Source organism: Streptomyces sp. NPDC088246 (genome assembly GCF_044741025.1).
Taxonomy (GTDB): domain Bacteria; phylum Actinomycetota; class Actinomycetes; order Streptomycetales; family Streptomycetaceae; genus Streptomyces.
On sequence record NZ_JBIURV010000001.1, the window covers coordinates 162,448 to 179,219 of the forward strand.

17 protein-coding genes are annotated in these 16,772 nt (G+C 68.8%); 8 read left to right on the plus strand and 9 right to left on the minus strand.

Features of this window, described 5'->3' with window-relative positions; all coding sequences use genetic code 11:
- Window positions 1-119: 119 nt before the first annotated feature.
- Window positions 120-503, minus strand: coding sequence for a hypothetical protein (locus ACIPEK_RS00755; RefSeq protein ID WP_401989477.1), 384 nt, complete (start codon window positions 501-503; stop codon window positions 120-122).
- 328 nt (window positions 504-831) lie between these two features.
- Here ACIPEK_RS00755 and ACIPEK_RS00760 point away from each other — a divergent pair, with 328 nt between their 5' ends.
- From ACIPEK_RS00760 to ACIPEK_RS00770, 3 genes are read left to right on the plus strand one after another with little or no spacing between them, the layout of a single operon-like run.
- Entirely contained in the window at window positions 832-2,919 is a 2,088-nt protein-coding gene (locus tag ACIPEK_RS00760; protein ID WP_401989478.1) for a helix-turn-helix transcriptional regulator, read from the plus strand.
- Complete coding sequence (locus ACIPEK_RS00765) at window positions 2,916-3,893, plus strand: hypothetical protein (protein ID WP_401989479.1); 978 nt, start codon at window positions 2,916-2,918, stop codon at window positions 3,891-3,893. The genes ACIPEK_RS00760 and ACIPEK_RS00765 overlap by 4 nt, the downstream gene beginning before the upstream one ends.
- Window positions 3,890-4,798, plus strand: a complete 909-nt coding sequence (locus ACIPEK_RS00770) for a DUF6339 family protein (RefSeq protein WP_401989480.1) — start codon at window positions 3,890-3,892, stop codon at window positions 4,796-4,798. The genes ACIPEK_RS00765 and ACIPEK_RS00770 overlap by 4 nt, the downstream gene beginning before the upstream one ends.
- Window positions 4,799-4,887: 89 nt before the next feature.
- Here the strand turns inward: ACIPEK_RS00770 and ACIPEK_RS00775 are convergent, their stop codons facing one another.
- The 5 genes from ACIPEK_RS00775 to ACIPEK_RS00795 form a co-directional block, all read right to left on the minus strand.
- Entirely contained in the window at window positions 4,888-6,126 is a 1,239-nt protein-coding gene (locus tag ACIPEK_RS00775; protein WP_401989481.1) for a DNA cytosine methyltransferase, read from the minus strand.
- 66 nt (window positions 6,127-6,192) lie between these two features.
- Window positions 6,193-7,149: a DNA cytosine methyltransferase gene (locus ACIPEK_RS00780; protein ID WP_401989482.1), complete on the minus strand. Its 957-nt coding sequence runs from the start codon at window positions 7,147-7,149 to the stop codon at window positions 6,193-6,195.
- Entirely contained in the window at window positions 7,146-7,598 is a 453-nt protein-coding gene (locus ACIPEK_RS00785) for a very short patch repair endonuclease (protein WP_401989780.1), read from the minus strand. Before ACIPEK_RS00785 ends, ACIPEK_RS00780 begins: the two co-directional genes overlap by 4 nt.
- A 14-nt stretch (window positions 7,599-7,612) precedes the next feature.
- Window positions 7,613-8,032, minus strand: coding sequence for a hypothetical protein (locus ACIPEK_RS00790; RefSeq protein ID WP_401989483.1), 420 nt, complete (start codon window positions 8,030-8,032; stop codon window positions 7,613-7,615).
- 28 nt (window positions 8,033-8,060) lie between these two features.
- On the minus strand, window positions 8,061-8,846 hold the full coding sequence (locus ACIPEK_RS00795) for a Z1 domain-containing protein (protein ID WP_401989484.1): 786 nt from the start codon (window positions 8,844-8,846) through the stop codon (window positions 8,061-8,063).
- Between the two features lie 175 nt (window positions 8,847-9,021).
- Between ACIPEK_RS00795 and ACIPEK_RS00800 the strand changes: the two genes are divergently transcribed.
- Together ACIPEK_RS00800 and ACIPEK_RS00805 are read left to right on the plus strand one after the other, a co-directional pair.
- Window positions 9,022-9,441, plus strand: coding sequence for a RidA family protein (locus ACIPEK_RS00800; RefSeq protein ID WP_401989485.1), 420 nt, complete (start codon window positions 9,022-9,024; stop codon window positions 9,439-9,441).
- Window positions 9,442-9,724: 283 nt separating this feature from the next.
- Window positions 9,725-11,962 carry an APC family permease gene (locus ACIPEK_RS00805; RefSeq protein WP_401989486.1) on the plus strand — a complete coding sequence of 746 codons (2,238 nt, stop codon included), beginning with the start codon at window positions 9,725-9,727 and terminating at the stop codon, window positions 11,960-11,962.
- Window positions 11,963-12,141: 179 nt separating this feature from the next.
- On the opposite strand, the gene ACIPEK_RS00810 is transcribed toward ACIPEK_RS00805, so the two are convergent.
- Window positions 12,142-12,369, minus strand: a complete 228-nt coding sequence (locus ACIPEK_RS00810; protein WP_401989487.1) for a hypothetical protein — start codon at window positions 12,367-12,369, stop codon at window positions 12,142-12,144.
- Between the two features lie 231 nt (window positions 12,370-12,600).
- On the opposite strand from ACIPEK_RS00810, the gene ACIPEK_RS00815 reads away from it, so the two are divergent.
- Together ACIPEK_RS00815 and ACIPEK_RS00820 are read left to right on the plus strand one after the other, a co-directional pair.
- Entirely contained in the window at window positions 12,601-13,152 is a 552-nt protein-coding gene (locus ACIPEK_RS00815) for a SigE family RNA polymerase sigma factor (RefSeq protein ID WP_401989488.1), read from the plus strand.
- Entirely contained in the window at window positions 13,149-13,961 is an 813-nt protein-coding gene (locus ACIPEK_RS00820) for a hypothetical protein (protein ID WP_401989489.1), read from the plus strand. Before ACIPEK_RS00815 ends, ACIPEK_RS00820 begins: the two co-directional genes overlap by 4 nt.
- A 198-nt stretch (window positions 13,962-14,159) precedes the next feature.
- Here ACIPEK_RS00820 and ACIPEK_RS00825 read toward each other — a convergent pair whose 3' ends face one another.
- The gene (locus tag ACIPEK_RS00825) at window positions 14,160-14,666 is read right to left on the minus strand and encodes a GNAT family N-acetyltransferase (RefSeq protein WP_401989490.1); all 507 of its coding nucleotides are present in this window, start codon (window positions 14,664-14,666) and stop codon (window positions 14,160-14,162) included.
- Window positions 14,667-14,845: 179 nt separating this feature from the next.
- Complete coding sequence (locus ACIPEK_RS00830; protein ID WP_401989491.1) at window positions 14,846-15,847, minus strand: SEC-C metal-binding domain-containing protein; 1,002 nt, start codon at window positions 15,845-15,847, stop codon at window positions 14,846-14,848.
- Between the two features lie 78 nt (window positions 15,848-15,925).
- Here ACIPEK_RS00830 and ACIPEK_RS00835 point away from each other — a divergent pair, with 78 nt between their 5' ends.
- A complete protein-coding gene (locus ACIPEK_RS00835) occupies window positions 15,926-16,729 on the plus strand; it encodes a class E sortase (RefSeq protein WP_401989492.1) in 804 nt (267 codons plus the stop codon).
- The last annotated feature ends 43 nt before the right edge of the window (window positions 16,730-16,772 follow it).

Here is a 16,772-nt window from a genome sequence, read left to right on the forward strand (position 1 = left end):
ACCTGTCTCGAACGAGAGAAAACGAACCGAGGATGCGCGGGGGGATACAGGGGCGCCGACGCATGACGCCGGCACCCCTGGTGAAGCAGTTAGGACAGCTGATGAGGAGGCGGAGGGGATCAGCTACTGATGGTGGTGACCGTGGTGGTCGTGACCGTGGTGACGGTCGTCGTCACCACGGTCTTGGTCCCCCTGGTCGTGCGAATCGTCCGGGTGCGAGTGACCTGGTAGGCGTGGGGGCTACCGGCGCGCCGCGGGGTGCTGGGGCGCCGGATGGCACGGGACGTGCGGCGCGCGCGGGGGAGGCGGCGGGGTACGGAGGGCGTGGTGGTCTGCTCCGTGGACGACATCTTCTTGCGGCGGGCGATGCGCCGCCGTTCCGAGGCCAGGACCTCGGGGTGGATGCCGTGACACATCAGAAGCTCGGCCCGGAGGTCGGGGTCCTCCATGTCGTCGTACTCCTTGATGAACCGTGCCATCCAGTCGTCACCATCATCGCTCATGCGGGGTTCCCCTCCCTGTGGTCACGCCAACGAGTCCCGTGACTGATGGCGCTTGCAAAGCATGCTGTGCAACTAGCCCGAGGACGGAGCTCTGGCCCGGTCCTGGACAGGTGCTTCCGTCAACAGCCTTCGCTGCATGGGGAGTTACCTGGGGTGAACGCTAGCACGTCGGTACGATCTGACGGTCAGGTAGTAGTGAGATCTTTTCTTCAACCACCCCTGCTGGCGCTCCAGTCGGGCATGCGTGTCAAGTGACGTTTGACGACCTGGCGGTGTCAAATGCAAGTGCTACCGTGGCCGTGCCCGGAACCAAGGGGAAGTGGGTTCAATGGAGGACATCGAAGGCTTCGGCATCTGGCTCGGACGCCAGCTGCGCCGCAGCGGCATATCGCAGGCGGATTTCGCCATGAAGCTGGGTTTGACGCGCGCGGCCGTGTCGGCATGGGTCACCGGCAGATCGCGGCCGAGGCCGGAGCTGATGGTCGAGATCGCCAAGATCCTGGAGACGGACGTTGCCACCCTGATCACCAGGGACGCCGATGCCGGATCCGATCGGCCGATCGACTGGTATCACCGGATCGCTCACCAGGACGGTGGTCGGGAGTACGGCAACGCGGCTGTCTTCGCCTTCGATGCGAACCTGGCTGTGTTGGCCCGGGAAGTCACGCAGAACTCCCTGGACGAGCGGCTGGACCCGGGACGCGCGGTGCGGGTGCGCTTCACCCTGCACGAGCTGACCGGTGAACACCTGCACTCCTTCCTCGCCGCACTGAAGTGGGACCAGCTCGAGCCCCACTACACGGCGGCGGCGCAGTCCCGGCACAAGGTCGGCCGGGCCCTCGCCGAAGGGCTGCGCGCATTGCGCGAAGACTCCTCCCTCCTGCTTCTCCGGGTTGACGACTACAACGCCTCGGGTCTGACAGGACCCGAATACGGAGACGGTCGGTACGCCGCCGTGGTCCGCCGGCAGCTCGACAGTCACAAAAGCAATGACCGCGCCGGCGGTTCGTACGGGTTGGGCAAGGCCACACTGTGGGCGGCCAGCCGGCTCGGCCTGGTACTGATGAACAGCACCCTGTCCGAGACGCATGAGGGGCGGACGGTCCGCCGGGTGGTCGGCCGGCTCGACCTTCCCTGGCGAGAGGTCGACGGAGTTGCCTACGCAGGACCAGCCTGGCTCGGCGAGCCGGACACGGAGAAGGAGCACGAAGGTGTCTCTCGCTCCTGGTGGGCTGATGAACGAGTGGTCGCCGATCTACGACTCGACCGGGACAGCGACGATCCGGGAACCTCCTTCCTCGTCGTCGGCGCTCACGACGCGGCCGGGAACAACGACACCCTGGAGGACCTGCACGCGGCTCTCGGTCGGGCGCTGTCCGACAATTTCTGGGCCCCCATGACCTCGGGCCGTTCGATGTCGGCCGTGCTCGAAGCATCGGTCCGGGCTCTTCGCAATGGTGAAATCGTAGTTCCCGAGCAGCGGGTTGATCCGCTCGACCGGCACCCGGCACTGGTCCACGCGCTGCGGGCGTACATCGATGGCGAGACGGTCGACGAACTCACGGCCCCCGGACAGGTCGCCGCCACGGACGTGGCCTTTGTCGTCCCGCCGCTGCGGGCCGCCGGGCGCGGAGCCGAAGGGCACAACCACCGTGCCGTACTCCTGGTCACTCCTGCTGCCGACAAGGACGAGAAGCACAGTCGCATCATCTGCATGCGCGGCACCCGAATGTCTGTCACGGCCCGCACTCCCCGCAGCCTGGGGGTGGGAGTGGACCCCTTCCAAGCCGTTCTGCTCGCCGGTTTCGCCACAGGCGACGACGGCTCGGCGACGCACGCCGCCGAGGCGTTCCTACGGGCCGCCGAGCCGCCGGAGCACGACAGGTGGGGGATGACCGAGGAACTCACCGCCGCCTATGCCAACGCGCCGCGCCGATTGACCGAGTTCAACGCAGCCATGGATGCGGCACTGCGGGGCGTGATCGGTCGGCGGAACGCCGGTCAGGACTCGACCGGCCCCGAGGTCCTTCGGAGGCTCCTGCGTATCGATGCGCCTGCGGCGGCGAGCGGTCGTCGTGGCCAAGGGCACCCGCTCGTGGACCGGGTTGTCGGGAAGGTGGACGGAGACGGGGCCTGGACCTTGGACGTGACGCTGACTGTCCCACAGCGCGACGACCGCTGGCAGCTCCTGCCGGTAGTCAAGTTCGATGTGCGATCAGGAGGGCGTCCCTCACTGGAGTGGGCGGAGCTGTCCGCGAAGGAGAACTGTCAGGTCGTCGACGGCCGACTGCTCATTGATGCGGATGTACGGTCGGCGCGCTTCGGGGGCGTCACGGCCGTCCGCAGTCACCCCGTGGCCGCCGCCATGGCCGGTGTGATCGTGGACATCCAACAGGCACAGGAGACTTCGGCGTGAGCACTGTGTACGCGTACCCGACCTTGGTGGGGAAGATCGAGGTCAGTGTTCGAGGGGCGAGCATTGACGGGAAGCCTCTGCAGCTCTCGCTGATCTCCCAACGCGATCAGGTCGTCGCCCTTCATCAGATCGAGCGGGACGACTGGACCGAGGGCGTCCTCGATCTGGAAGTCTCCCTACCCACCGATGAACTGAACGAGGGGCCGTGGTCCGGAGTCAGCTGCGTCGCCGTTCTGACCGAGGGAGCCACCAACACCCGCGTGGTGAGTCGTCTGGAACGGCGTCGTGGCGACACCCACTGGCGAGGTGAGGTTCGGGTGCGCCGCTCCACTCACGTGGCACGCGCGCTCCTCGACGTGAGCGTCGTCGGTAGTCACGGTGGAGTCGACGGCCGCGTCCTCGGTAGGACGGACACGCCCTGGGTCGTGGACCTGCTTGCCCGTACGCCCACCAGGCAACGCGATCTGGAGATCCTGGAGAAGGATTTCCGGGACGGGCCGCAGGAGTGGCTGCGTCAGTTCATGGACGCGCCTTGGCTGATCGACACCACCGGGGACCTGCCGGCTGTCCTGATCAATACGTCCTTCGAAGGGCTTCCCGAGCTGCTGTCCGGTGGTCGCGGTCCGCTGGAGAAGGCGACCGCCGGAATGGTGGCCGCGCAGATCGCGGGCGATGCCTGGGCGACCATGTTCCACTCCGCGCTGAGCGACCTCGAATTCGATGAGGACGGCACCCCGCACTTTCCTGGTGGATGGCGGGAGTCGGTGCTGCGCTCCATGCTGCCAGAGGTGTTTCCCGGACTGCCCCTCGCCGAAGCCTTGGCAGAAGCACACAGCCGCCGAGGTGACGGCCGAGGGTGGGCGGAGGTCCAGTCGCGGGTCCACTACTCAGCCGGAAGACGAGGCCAGATGCCCAAGAACCTGACGGCGACCATCCGCGCCGTAAACCGTGCCCAGGAAGGTCCGCGTCGATGAGCCGACACCACATCGAGCCCCCCGAACGGCTTGCGTTGCTACCGGGCAATCTCGCCACGACCTTCCTCACCCACGGGGTACGCGCGGGCCGGGACGGCCTGCCGCAGGTGGCGATCCTCCGGGCGAGCACGCCGATCGAGAGCGACTCCGTCCGGTGGAGCGTTGATCCGGTGCGAGAGCTCCTCGAAGAGGCCATGCGCCGGTTCGATGCGACGAGGACCGACGCCGATGCCTGGCTGGCGCCCCGACTACACGCGACCTTGCGGATGACCCGTGCCGAGGCGGCGAACCCCGGTCTGTGGAACTTCCTGGCCTTGGCCGTGGCGCCGGACTTCGTCCTGTGGCGACACCTGCCGGTCGGAGGGTTGAACGACGGCGTGTCCAGGAAGGTCAACAGCGCCAGGTTCGTAGGTCCCCACTACAGTCAGGCCTTCTCCCGACTGTGGTGGGCCGCCGAGATGTTCCGTGACGGGCCCGATTACACCCCTGCGGAGATCGCCTGCGGCAATCAGGACATGATCAACACGGCTCTCCGGCTCTCCACCATCGATCACAAGCCCACCGCGCTGGCCCTGGTGCGGGTCCTCAAGGGCTTGTCCCAACAGGGCACCACGCGACTCGGGGATCGGGTCAACGCACTCTGCACGGCGGTCAACGTGGCCGGTAGCACGCTCATGTACGAGGTGATCGCTCCGGACGATGTCCCCGATCACTTTGCGCTCTCCGGCTGGATCGAAGACGCGGAATCAGCTTCGGCCGTTCCGTGGGATCGGCTTCCCGAAGGGCCGATCGACGGCACTGCCCGGCGCTCCTCCTGTGAGGTTCTGACACGGATGTTCGAGCGATTTGCCGCAGAGGCGCCGTTGCGTGACCGGGCTCGGTCCGGGGCGGTGGTACACGACTGAAGTGCTCTGTATGCGTGGGGCATTGAAGGCAGGGCGGTCATTAGCCAACCAGCGGCTCGGACCATTTTCACAACAAGCCCCCGGTTGCTTCATATGCCTTCGGCCGCATCTGCTGGAGAGCCGGGATGCTCCGGTTCCCAGGCAGCCAATTTGTTGATCAACGCGCCATCCGGCTGCCCGAGTCGGAGCGCGCTGCTCAGGATGTGGAGAGAAAGGAGTGGTGGAATAGCGTTCCCGATCTGTTGGGCCACATCGGTGGACTGCCACGGATAGCGAGCGGGGAACGACTGGAGGAGCCCGGCCTCCTCGAACGACAGCCGATCCAGCTCCTCGCCGACCTCCTTCGCTCCCGACTCGCCCTCCTTGAGGAGGAAGAGGCGGTTGCGTCGGCACTTGCCGGTGATCGTTGCGGCGGGCTCCAGCGAGGTCCGCCGTCCACGGTTCTTCGGGTCACCGCCCGAGCCGTAGTTGGAGACCATCACGAAGTCACGGGGCCGCGACGTGCCGAGAGCGTCCTGCATGGATACCCAGGGCTCGATCTCTCTTCCCCCGGCCGGCGCTGCGAACAACGTTCCGTTCGATCGAGGCTCCATGTTGTCCGTCCCCGCCGGCAGACGCTTGATCCCTTTGCGGTACCGCTGATGCGTCGCCTCGGGGAACGGAACGGCCCTCTTCTCGTTGCCCGGGTCGTACTGGGCGATCAGTACGGCCCGGCGACGCGTCTGCGGGACACCGAAGTCCTCGGAGTGCAGAACATGGGCGTCAGCGGCGTAGCCGATTCCCCTGAGCAGTTCGGCGTAGTGCTTCCATACCGGGAGAACCGTGGGTACCTGCTCCAGGACGACCACGTCGTAAGGCTTTTCGCGCCTGAACTTGGCCTCCATGATCCAACGCAGTGGCTGCAGGACGAGCCCCGTGCGCTCGTCCGACTTGAGGGCAGGGTCCGCCTTGACCTTTTCCCAGACAGCTTCGAAGGAGCCGAGGTCCTGAGGGGCCACCAAGCATGTGGCCAATCGCTTTACCTCTTCCAGCGCTTTGTGGCCCTTCCGGTTGCCGGCCACGGAGAAGGACTGGCATGGAGGCCCGCCCGTGAGGACATTCGCGTCCTTCACCTGCAGATTGCACGGGCCCAGTGCGGCGACGTCCTTCTCCTTTGTGGTCAGGAGACCGGCCGCGTCGCGCGTCGCCCGCGTCGCATCGTCCCACTCGACCCCGATGCTCTTCACTCCCATGATCGTGGCCGCGATATCGAGGCCACCAGGTCCCGCAAACAGGTCCACGATGTGGAAATGCGCAGGTGAACGCTGTTGGAGAGGTGCATGGGTCATGGGATCGAAGTGTAGCCGGCCCTTCGTGATCCCTTTACCGCCGAACCAAGAGTGCTACGCGTGCGATCAGACACGCAGCGCGTTCACGATGGCGCTGCCCAGCGCCTTGCCAACCGGCGGAGGGGAGGCATGGCCGATCTGCCGATATCGGGCCGTCTTCCTGCCCGCGAACTGCCATTGGTCGGGAAAACCCTGCAAGAGGGCGGCCTGCGCGTTCGTGAGCTTGACCATGTCGGGGGAGCCATCGCATTCCGGGCCCGGCACATCATCGGCCAAGGCGCTGCCGTTGACCCCCATGCGAGCCCAGGCCTTCTTCGTCCCGGTCGGCCCGAGATCGGCGCCCCCTCGGTTGTCGGAGCCGCCCACGAGAGTCGGCGCCACACTGATCGCCTGTGCCGCCCAGGCGTCGGCGTCGCGCCAGCCGCGGGCCGCCATGGAGCGACGCAGTGCGCTGCCCACCGAAACGTGTGTTGTGAGGGTCGGGAGTGGTGGCCGGAAGGAGTCGAAGTACCGCTCCTTGAGCGCGACGAGTACGCCCTGCTTACGGTCTTGAGGTACCCCGAAGTCCGCAGCGTTCAGCACGAACCACCGCAGTCGGTATCCGAGGTGCTCCAGTTCCTCGCGGATGAACTCGCGCACGTTCCGGAACTCTGGGGCACCCACCAGTCCGGGAACGTTCTCCACGAGGAGGGCCCGTGGTTGGATCGAGTGGGCAAGGAGGACCGCTGCTTCCAGAAGGCGCTGTTCCTCCTCGGTCTCTGTTCTTGCGACGGTGGCACTCGACTTCACCCGAGGCGGGCCCGCCGACAGCAGGTCGACGTCGTAGGTCTCCGGGTGCTCGTCCGGAACGAATTCCAGAAGGTCCATTTCCAGGACTTTCCAGGCGGGGCGGTTCAGGCGCAGCGTCTCGCAGGCCACGGGTTTCTTGTCCAAAAGCAGCACAGGATCGAAGCCCGCCTGCTCCAGTCCCAGCGCGAGTCCGCCCGCCCCCGCGCACACGTCCACGAATCGCAATCCGCTCACAAGCCCCCACCTTCTTGCTTTGTCCGCCTCGCGGACTTCTCACGATCGACGGTTTTCGCGACCTGCTCGGCGACCTGAGCCGGGGCCTCGTGCTCCCAGAACCGCAGGACCGTCCATCCCTCGGCGACCAGATGCGCTGTCGTTTCTGTGTCCCTCGCCATGTTCCGATCGAGCTTCTGTCGCCACCACTCCGCGTTCGACTTCGGTTGCGTGGCGTGATCGGGGCAGCCGTGCCAAAAGCACCCGTCCAGGAACACCGCCACCTTGGCGCGTGTGAAGGCGATGTCGATCGTCCGTCGGGACATGTGCGGTACGCGCTCGTTGAGGCGGTACCGGTAGCCGGACGCATGCAACAGCTTCCGGACCGCGACCTCGGGAGCGGTGTCGCGGCGTGCCTGGCGGCTCATCCGGGCAGAGACGCCGGGGGAGGACGGTTTGGCGGTGTTCATCATTGCCAAGTCTCCTACGCCCCGCCCTCTTCGCGATCAATGACAGCGAAATTGCTCTTGCTCGAATCGATGGCGCGGAGGCGCACCAGGCTCCTCTGCCTTGCGTTCGGCGAGGTTGGGGCGACCAGGGAGAAAGCCATGACGACGGCTCCCGGATCGATCGCACCGCCGGAGGAGAGCCGAGGAGGTTCCTCCTCGGCCAAGGGGTAGAGGACCAGGACGCCTCGTTGTTCCCGGACGATCGATTCGACCAAGGGGTCCCCGGAGTCCTCGATGGCACCGGCCACCCGCAGGGCGGCACCACGGTGCTTGGGCTCGCTGATCGCACCGAAGAGGTCACCGCGGCGCCGGGTACGGCTTGCCGGCGAGAGCGGGCGGGAGCCGAGGATGCTCGCCTCGACCTTACCTACCGAGGTCTGCTGCGGAACGATCACCAGCCAGTCGTCGATGGCGTTGTCCGCGTCACCCGCCGCGACGAGGGACTCCAGGTGCGGCGAGAACTGGGTGGGAGCTGACCATTTCAGATCGCATGGGATCCCGAGCAGCGCACCGTGGTCGAGCGTGCCGAGTACGGCCTCGTAGCTGTCGTCCCGACCAGCGGCACCTCAGCGTGACGGGGGTGGGATCCAACAATTCGAGGACGGGTCGCCACGCCTCGGTGTTGTGCCGCAGGTCCATGGCGCTCGTCGGGTACGCCGTCGGCTCCACCCACTGCCCCGGCGACCGGATCTTCACCAGCTCCGTGTTGAACATCTTGTTGCGGGCGGACGGCTTGATCCACGGCAGGTGCTGGGACATCAGCGGCGGTATTTGAGCAGAAGTCACCTGCGGTTTGCCGTCGACCAGTTCCGCGTACCGTGACAGCTGCGAGCGGAAGGTTTCCTCGTCGCGGCAGATGGCCTCGAAGGCCTCGTGCAGGTCGACCGTCTTCGACTTGCCCATGGGCTCCTCGCGGCCGATGTAGAGGCGGACCAGGTCGCGGTAGCCGGGGCGGAAGCCGAACCAGCGGCCCATCTGCATCAGGGTGTCGGCCTGCTGGGTGGTGCGGCGGTAGTACGTCACCGTGAGGCCCTCGACCGTGAAGCCGCGGGAGAGTTTGGTTCCACCCACCAGGGTCTTCCACACGCGGTGCGTGCGGTCGAAGTCGAGGTCGGGCTGGGCGTAGTCGCGTTCGGTGTCGCCGTTGACGACAATCACCGGGCCGCCGCCGGAGTTGATGAGCCGGCGGGCCGACGTCTTCCGCTTCATCGCAGTGGACTGCAACCGCCGACGGCTGCACTCCACGCTCGGCTGCCGAAACCCGCACGAAGTGCCTCAAGTAGAGTCACGACATCGCCCTCGCAGCGCAGAGATCGAGTGCCCACTCCGCTGGGGGAGCCTCACCGGACCGGTGGAAACACCACACTTGAAGGAACCACCGCACATGAGCGACAACCGCACCATCACCAACTCCGCCGGGCTGCACGACCCCACCCCGTTCGGTTACAGCCATGCCGCTTCCGCACCCGGCGAGCTGGTGTTCATCGGTGGGCAGTACGCCTCCGACGACACCGGCCAGGTCGTGCCCGGCGACTTTGCCGCACAGGTCGAGCGGTCCTTCGGCAACCTGCGCATCGCGCTCGCCGGTGTCGGGCTTGGCTTCGAACATGTCGTACGGCTCGGCACGTACATCGTCGACCATGACCTGGAGAAGCTGGAGATCCTCGGCAAGGCGCTGCACGGCGCCTGGGCCGACCGGCTGCCCGCCCAGACGCTCAGTGGGGTCGCTTCGCTCGCGCTGCCCGGGATGCTCTTCGAGATCGACGCGGTCGCGGTCCGTCCGGCCGAGGGACCCGAAAGCTAGCCACAGCCGGGATCCGCCGGCCCATCGGGTAACCGGGCAGGGAAAGCGCCATCAGCTCATCCATCGTCATCGGCCCGTGGTCGTGAACAGGTCGGCCGATATCGGATGGACGACCGGGCCTGTTGCGCGCGGAACCGCCGGATCTCGGCGTGAGCACACGCTCACGCCGAGATCCGGCTGAATTCGCCAACAGCGTCAATGGGCCACCCAGCGCGATCTTGTGGGTCTCCGACACCGGCATGTCATCGCCGCTCGGGGAGCCCTGATCGACCACACTGCGCGCGTGACTGATGCGAAGGGTAGTCGAGGCGGGGAGTCGGCGGGACCGCCCGGACCTGCCGCGCAACTGGCCGAACTGGACGAGGAACAACTGCGCGTCCTGCGCGGGGTGGGCCGTGCCTGGGGTCAGGTGTCGGCGTCTCCCGAGGAATGGCGTCGGGCTCTGCCCGTCGACCCCGACCTGGGCGCGTTTCCCCCGGCGGCACAGCTCCGGCCGGCCCGGTTCGCGCGCCTGGTTCCCCTCTCACCCCTGGGGGCGTCTTCGCCGGGCGGGCAGGTCGACACGGAGGAACCGCCCACTGGGCGGCTGGGCCGTGCCGGGGCGTGCGTGCGGCGACTCGTCCTGGGAGTGCCGCTGCGGAGTTCCGCTTTGGTGTCCGAGCGGATGCGCAAGCTCGTCGCGCTGCCCGTGCTGTCGGCCGACGCGCTGTCGTCGGTCGCCTACGGTCCCGAGGCAATGCTCGCGGTCCTCGTGCTCGCGGGCTCGGCCGGGTTGGCGTACTCGTTCCCGGTCTCCGGCGCGATCGTGTTCCTCATGCTGGCAGTCGGCCTGTCGTACCGTCAGACCATCCGCGCCTACCCGCACGGCGGCGGCTCGTACATCGTGGCCAGCGACAACCTGGGACAGGTGGCCGGTCTGGTGGCCGCCGCGGGACTGATGACCGACTACGTCCTCACCGTCGCGGTGTCGATCGCCTCGGGCGTGGCGGCCATCACCTCGGCGATCCCGTCGCTGGCCCCCGACACCGTGCCCATCGGCGTCGGGGTGATCGTCCTTCTGCTCGCCGGAAACCTGCGCGGCATCCGCCAGGCGGGCGCCCTGTTCGCCGCCCCCACCTACGCTTTCATCATCGCCATGTTCGCCCTCATCGTGGCGGGACTCGTCCACGCGGCGGGACAGGACTTCCAGCCCCTTCCCACCCCGGCGGCCACGGTCACCGAGAGCGCCGGACTCTACCTGATCATGCGGGCCTTCTCCTCCGGCGCCACGGCGATGACCGGTATCGAGGCCATCTCCAACGCGGTACCGGCGTTCAAGCCCGTCGAGTGGCGCCAGGCCCGGACGACACTCACCTGGATGATGGGCCTGCTCATCGCCATGTTCACCGGCATCATCGTCCTGATCCACCTCGTCGGCGTGGTGCCCGGCACCCGGGAGACGGTGCTCTCCCAACTGGCCCACCTCAGCTTCGGCTCCGGATGGATCTACGTCTTCGTACAGGCCACCACCGCGGCCGTCCTCCTCCTCGCCGCGAACACGGCGTACAACGACTTCCCCCGTGTCCTGTCCCTCCTGGCACGCGACGACTACGCGCCCCGGGCCTTCATGCGCCTGGGCGACCGGCTGGCCTACAGCAACGGAATCATCCTGCTCTCGGTGGCCGCCACCCTGGTCTACGTGGCGTTCAACGGACAAACGGCAGCCCTCATCCCGCTGTACGCAGTCGGTGTCTTCCTCGCCTTCACGCTCTCCCAAGCCGGCATGGTCATGCACTGGTGGAGACTGCGCGACCGGCACTGGCGCAAAAGCCTGCTCTTCAACGCCCTGGGCGGCCTTCTGTCAGCCGTCGTCTTCATCACCGCGGGCATCAGCAAGTTCACCTCGGGCGCCTGGGTCGCGATCGTCGCCGTCGGCCTGTTCCTGCTGTTCACCATGCGGATCCACCACCACTACGCCACCGTCCGCGCAAGCCTGCGCCTGCGTCCGCACACCGTCGAACTGCCCGCGCACACCGCCATGGGACCGGGCACGGGCCCAGCCACGCCGGACGTGTCCCCCGCCCCCCGACGGCACGCGCCGCAGTCGGAGACGAACGGGGAGAACGAGGAACTGCCCGGGGAGATCCGCCACCTCACCGTCGTCGCCCTCGCGACCCTCGACCTCGCGGGCATGCGGGCCCTCGCCTACGCGGCCTCGCTCCGCCAGCCCGTGCTCGCCCTGCACATCAGCCTCACCCCTCAGGAGGCCGAACGGGTGCGCGCCTACTGGGCGTTGTGGGGAGACCACCTCCCGCTGGAGATCGTCGTCTCCCCCTACCGGGCGACCGTGGCCCCTCTCGTCCACTACATCGAGGCCCTGCACCGGCAGAACCCCGACCTCACCCTCACGGTGATCCTCCCGGAGATCATCACCCGGCACCGGCGCCACCAACTCCTCCACAGTCGCACCGCCCCACGCCTGCGCCGCGCCCTGCGGTCCCTCCCCAAAATCGTCGTCACCACCGTGCCCTTCCACGTATAGCGCTCCTGCCCGGACCCGAAAATCCCTTACATGTCTCAGCGCCCCGTCAGGAGGTGCCGGCTGTCACCAGTGCCCACATGCCAACTGGCCAACTCGCCAACCAAGTTGGAAAAGGCTCAGGGTCTGCCGGGGCGGCTCGGAGAGTGGAAGGTTGTGTTGCCCGGGGCGGTTCGCCGCGGTCAGGGGGCCAGGCGGTAGGCGTGCAGGATGGTTTGTTCCACGGTGCCGCCGTCGGTGTTGCGAGCCGTGGCCTTCAGGGAGACGAAGGAGCCGGAGCCTGACCCCGCCCCGGCCGCCGTGGCCGCGTGGGGCGGGGCCGCCCCGGCGGGCGGTGCGGCCGCCGTGCCGATCAGCAGTGCGCCCAGCACGACGGCGGTCGGCGGGCCTGTCGTACGTATGCCCCGCATACGTGTTCCTCTCCATAGCGCGGCCCCGCGGGAGCGTTCGCCCGTATCGCGGGGGCGGACGCTCCGGACGCGGGCACCGGTCACTTCCATGTCTCGACAGGAACGACGGAGCGGACGGGGTGCGAAGAGGTGACGGGGTGTCAGAAAGATATTCGGAGAGATCTGGCGGCTCGTGACATCCCCGCACCCGGCCCGCTCCGTCGAAGGGGCAGAGACGAACGGAGGCACGCATTGCGTACCGGTGACCTGGAGGAATTCCGCGGCTTCGCCCAGGAGCGGCTGGTGCACCTGCGCCGCGCCGCCTACCTGATGTGCGGTGACTGGCACCACGCCGAGGACATCACGCAGACGGCACTGGCGAAGCTGTACTCCGTGTGGGGGCGGCGGCGCCAGATACGGAACATGGAGGCGTACACCCACCGCGTACTGACCCGGGCCTGCGTCGACCACATGCGGCGGCGCTGGCGTCGCGAACAGCCCTCCTGCGTACTGCCCGACCGCGCCGAGCCCTGTGAGGACCCGGCACTGGGGCTCCAGGTACGCGCCGCGCTGGCCGTCCTGCCGCCGCGGCAGCGGGCGGTGGTGGTGCTGCGCTACTGGGCCGATCTGGACATCGCCGCGACCGCCGCGGCCATGGGCTGCTCCACCGGCACGGTGAAGAGCCACACCGCGCGGGCACTGGCCCGCCTGCGTTCCCTCCTGGGGGACGACGCGGATTCCGACACGTTCGGGGCGTTCGCCCCTCCAGCCGATTCCACTCGAAGGAAGGCCGTACTGCGATGAACAACCACGATGTCAAGACCCTTCTGGAGGCCGGGCTCAGTGACGAGCCGCCTCTGCGGACCAGCATCGACACGGCGGTCGCGGCCGGACGGCGCACCGTTGTCCGCCGTCGCGGAGCACTTGCCGGAGCGGGCCTGGCCGCGGGGGCGGCGGTGGCCGCCCTGGCACTGGTCACGCCCGGCGCCGGCCCGGGCACGACCCCGTCGGCCGCGGCCGACCCGCTCGTCGGTCCGCTGGTGCCCGCCGCGGCCGGCAGCGCGGCGCCGCAGACCCTGCGGCCCGACGCCTTCGGGCCGGGAACCGAGCACACGACCCGGTGGAGCAGCGAGCAGCTCGCCGACACCCTGGTCGGGCTGCTCCCGCAGGGGAAGGCGACCGTCCGGGAGGGAGACTTCCCCGGCCGGACCTACCGCGTGCAGTGGGACAGCGGCACCGGCCCGGTGGAGTTCGTCGGCGGAGCGGAGTACACGGCCAAGGGCCCGCAGGTGCCGCTCTGCGCGAGCATCACGATGCCGAAGGTCGCACCCCGGCCGGGCGCACCGGCTCCGCGCGACACCGCCCCGGCGAGCGACTGCCAGGTGGTCGAACTCGCCGACGGCGCACGGGCGGAGGCCGTGACCCTGCGGTTGCCCCGGGACGGACAGCCGTCCTTGTACGTCCGTGTGCTGCGCAAGGACGGCCGAACGGTGACCCTTCAGCAGTGGAACGGCCGGCCGGACGCGAAGGCGGCGCGCAACACGCGGTCGCAGCCGCAGCTGGACACCACCGCAATGCTGAAGATCGCGAACGACCCCGCCTGGAAGTTCTGACCTGCGGCATGGCCCCGCCCCGGCCGCTGCCGGTGCGGACCGGGGCGGGGCGGGACCCGGGGCTACGCCGACGGGAGGCAACGGGGGGACGGGGCCGCGGTCGGTGTGGGGCGGCGCGGCGGAGATCGGTGCGCCGGGCACCCGAGCCGTCGCCCGGCGCGTCTCCGGCGGACCGCGTCCCTCGGACCTCTACGCCCCTCAGGCCTCGCCCGCCGTACTCCGTACGTAACCGAGCCCGGGGCGGTCGTTCAGCAGGAGTTCCTCTCCGGTGGGGACGAACCCCGTGCGGGTCAGGACCGCGCGTGAGGCCGTGTTGTCGAGCGCGGCCGCTGCGCGCAGTGTGGTCAGGCCGTACTCGGTGGCGGCCAGGGTGCAGATCTGGCGGACGGTGGCCGTGGCCAGGCCCTGGTGGGTGGCCTTTTCGGCGATACGGAAGCCCAGTTCGGCGGAGCCGTCCGCGATGTCGACCAGGTTGAACCGGCCCAGGATCTCGCCCGCGCTGTCGGAATCGGTGTCCACCAGGACGTGGAAGCGGCAGATACCCGCGGCCTGTTCGGCGAGCAGCGCGGCGAGCCGGGCTTCGAAGTGGGCGAAGTATTCGTCGCCGCGGTCCGGTACCGACGCGGCGAAGAAGGCGCGGTTCTCCCGCTCGAACGCGAGCAGGGCCGGGGCGTGATCGGCGCGGAGAAGCTGGAGTTCGGGCATGGCTGCACCATACGGATCGGCGGCATGACGGGGCCATCGGGATTCCGGGGGACGCCACCCCCGTTGTCGTGTCGTGACGGTCGCGGCCCGATGTGTCACGTTCGCGCGCGGGGTCATGGGTGGCCGTGCGGTACGGGAACGGCCCCGGCCGGGCCGGGGCCGCCCCTTCGTATCGTCGTTCAGTCCGTGCCGTGACACTCCCGGTACGCCCGTCCCGATCCGCACCAGCAGGGTGCGCTGCGGGCCGGGGGCCAGGGGACCGCTCGGCCGCGGGCGGCGAGGGTGGTGGCGTACTGGGGGAGGAGGCCCGGGTCGGCCGGGGACGTGGCTTCCGAGGCGGCGAAGGCCTCGTACGACGGGACCGTGCCCGTCACGATGCCGAGGTTCGGGGTGCCGGCCTGGTGGAGGTCCCGGAGTGCGGCTTCCAGGCGGGCCAGGTGGTCGGCGTGGGAGGGGTACTCGCTGCGCAGGACCGGGTAGGCGTTGAGGAGTTCGTCGAGTTCGGTGGCCGGCCAGTGCAGCACCGCCACCGGGAACGGGCGGGACAGCGCGGTGCGGTACGTGCCCAGTTCGGCGCGGAGGCGGGTGATCTCGGCCCGGAGCTCGCCCGGGTCCGAGGAGCCCAGCGCCCACAGGCGCTTCGGGTCGTGCAGCTCGTCCAGCGGGACGGAGGCCGCGTGGACGGTGTCGGCCAGCTCGTCCCAGACGTCGTGCTCGACGCCCATCAGCCTTCGCACACGGTGGCGGCCGATCAGCAGCGACTGCGTGGCGTACGGGACCTCCTCGCCCGGCGTGAGGAGGAGCGTCAGCGCGGTCGTGAAGTAGTCGTGGGCCGCCTCCAGCTCGTCGTGCGATTCGAGGGTCTCGGCCGCGATCTCCCAGGGCGCCGGGTCGAGCGGGCCCGCGGTACGGATGCCGTCGATGATCGCGCGGGCCTCGGCCTCGTGGCCGTACTCCCACAGGTTGGCCGCGTTCAGGGCCTTGACCAGGTGCGGGCGGTCGAGGTCGGGGGAGCCGAGCAGTTCGTCGTAGAGGGTGGTGGCGCGGGCGCGGTCACCGGCGAGCTCCAGATGGGCCGCGGCCTGGAGGAGCAGCGGCTCGCGGTCCTCGGGGTACTGCGCCGCGGTGCGCAGCAGGCGCTCGGCTTCGGTGATGTGGTCAGCAGGCGTGTCGGGGCGCATGAACCACACCGTACTGCTGTACGGCATCTGGACGGAGGGTTGTTCCGGCCCTGGAGAGTTACGGCACATGGCCCTATCGTGCGGGCCGTGCGGGAGCGGATACCGGTCGTGGTGCAGCGGAACTCGCGAGGGCGCCGGGTCGCCGCGCGCGGGTTGTGGACGGGCGCCGAGGTGATGGTGACCCTGGGTTTCGTCCTGTTGTTGCTCGTTGTTCATCAGCTGTGGTGGACCAACCGGCAGGCCCGCGCCGACGCCCAGCACAAGGTGCAGGCGCTTGAGAGGGAGTGGGGAGAGCCGCAGGGGCAGCCACCGGAGCAGCCGCGACAGCCACAGGGGCCGGAGGACGGTACGGGGAGCAGTGGCGAGTCCGGACGTGGGGCTTCCGGCGGGGGTTCGTCCGGGGGCCGCACCGCACCCCCCGCGCCCCGCTGGGACCAGGCGTATGCCGTCATCCGTATCCCGCGGCTCGGGCTCACCGCCCCCGTCGCCCAGGGCATCAGCAAACGCGGCGTCCTCGACAAGGGGTACGTCGGACACTACCCGCGCACCGCACAGCCCGGCCGGGCCGGGAACTTCGCGCTCGCCGGGCACCGCAACACGCACGGCGAACCCTTCCGGTACATCAACCGGCTGCGGCGCGGGGACCGGATCGATGTGGAGACCCGGGACGCCGTCTACACGTACACCGTCGACCGGACGCTCGGGCAGACCAGCGCCCGTGACAGCGGTGTCATCGCGGCCGTCCCGCGCAGCAATGTGAAGCCGCACGTCGGGTACAGCACGGCCGGTTCCTATGTGACGCTCACTACGTGCACGCCCGAATTCACCTCTCGTTACCGGCTTGTCGTATGGGGGAAGCTCACGGGGGTCCGGGCGCGGTAGCGGTGTCGCACTAAGGTTCCCTGACGTGCTCAGACGACGTCCG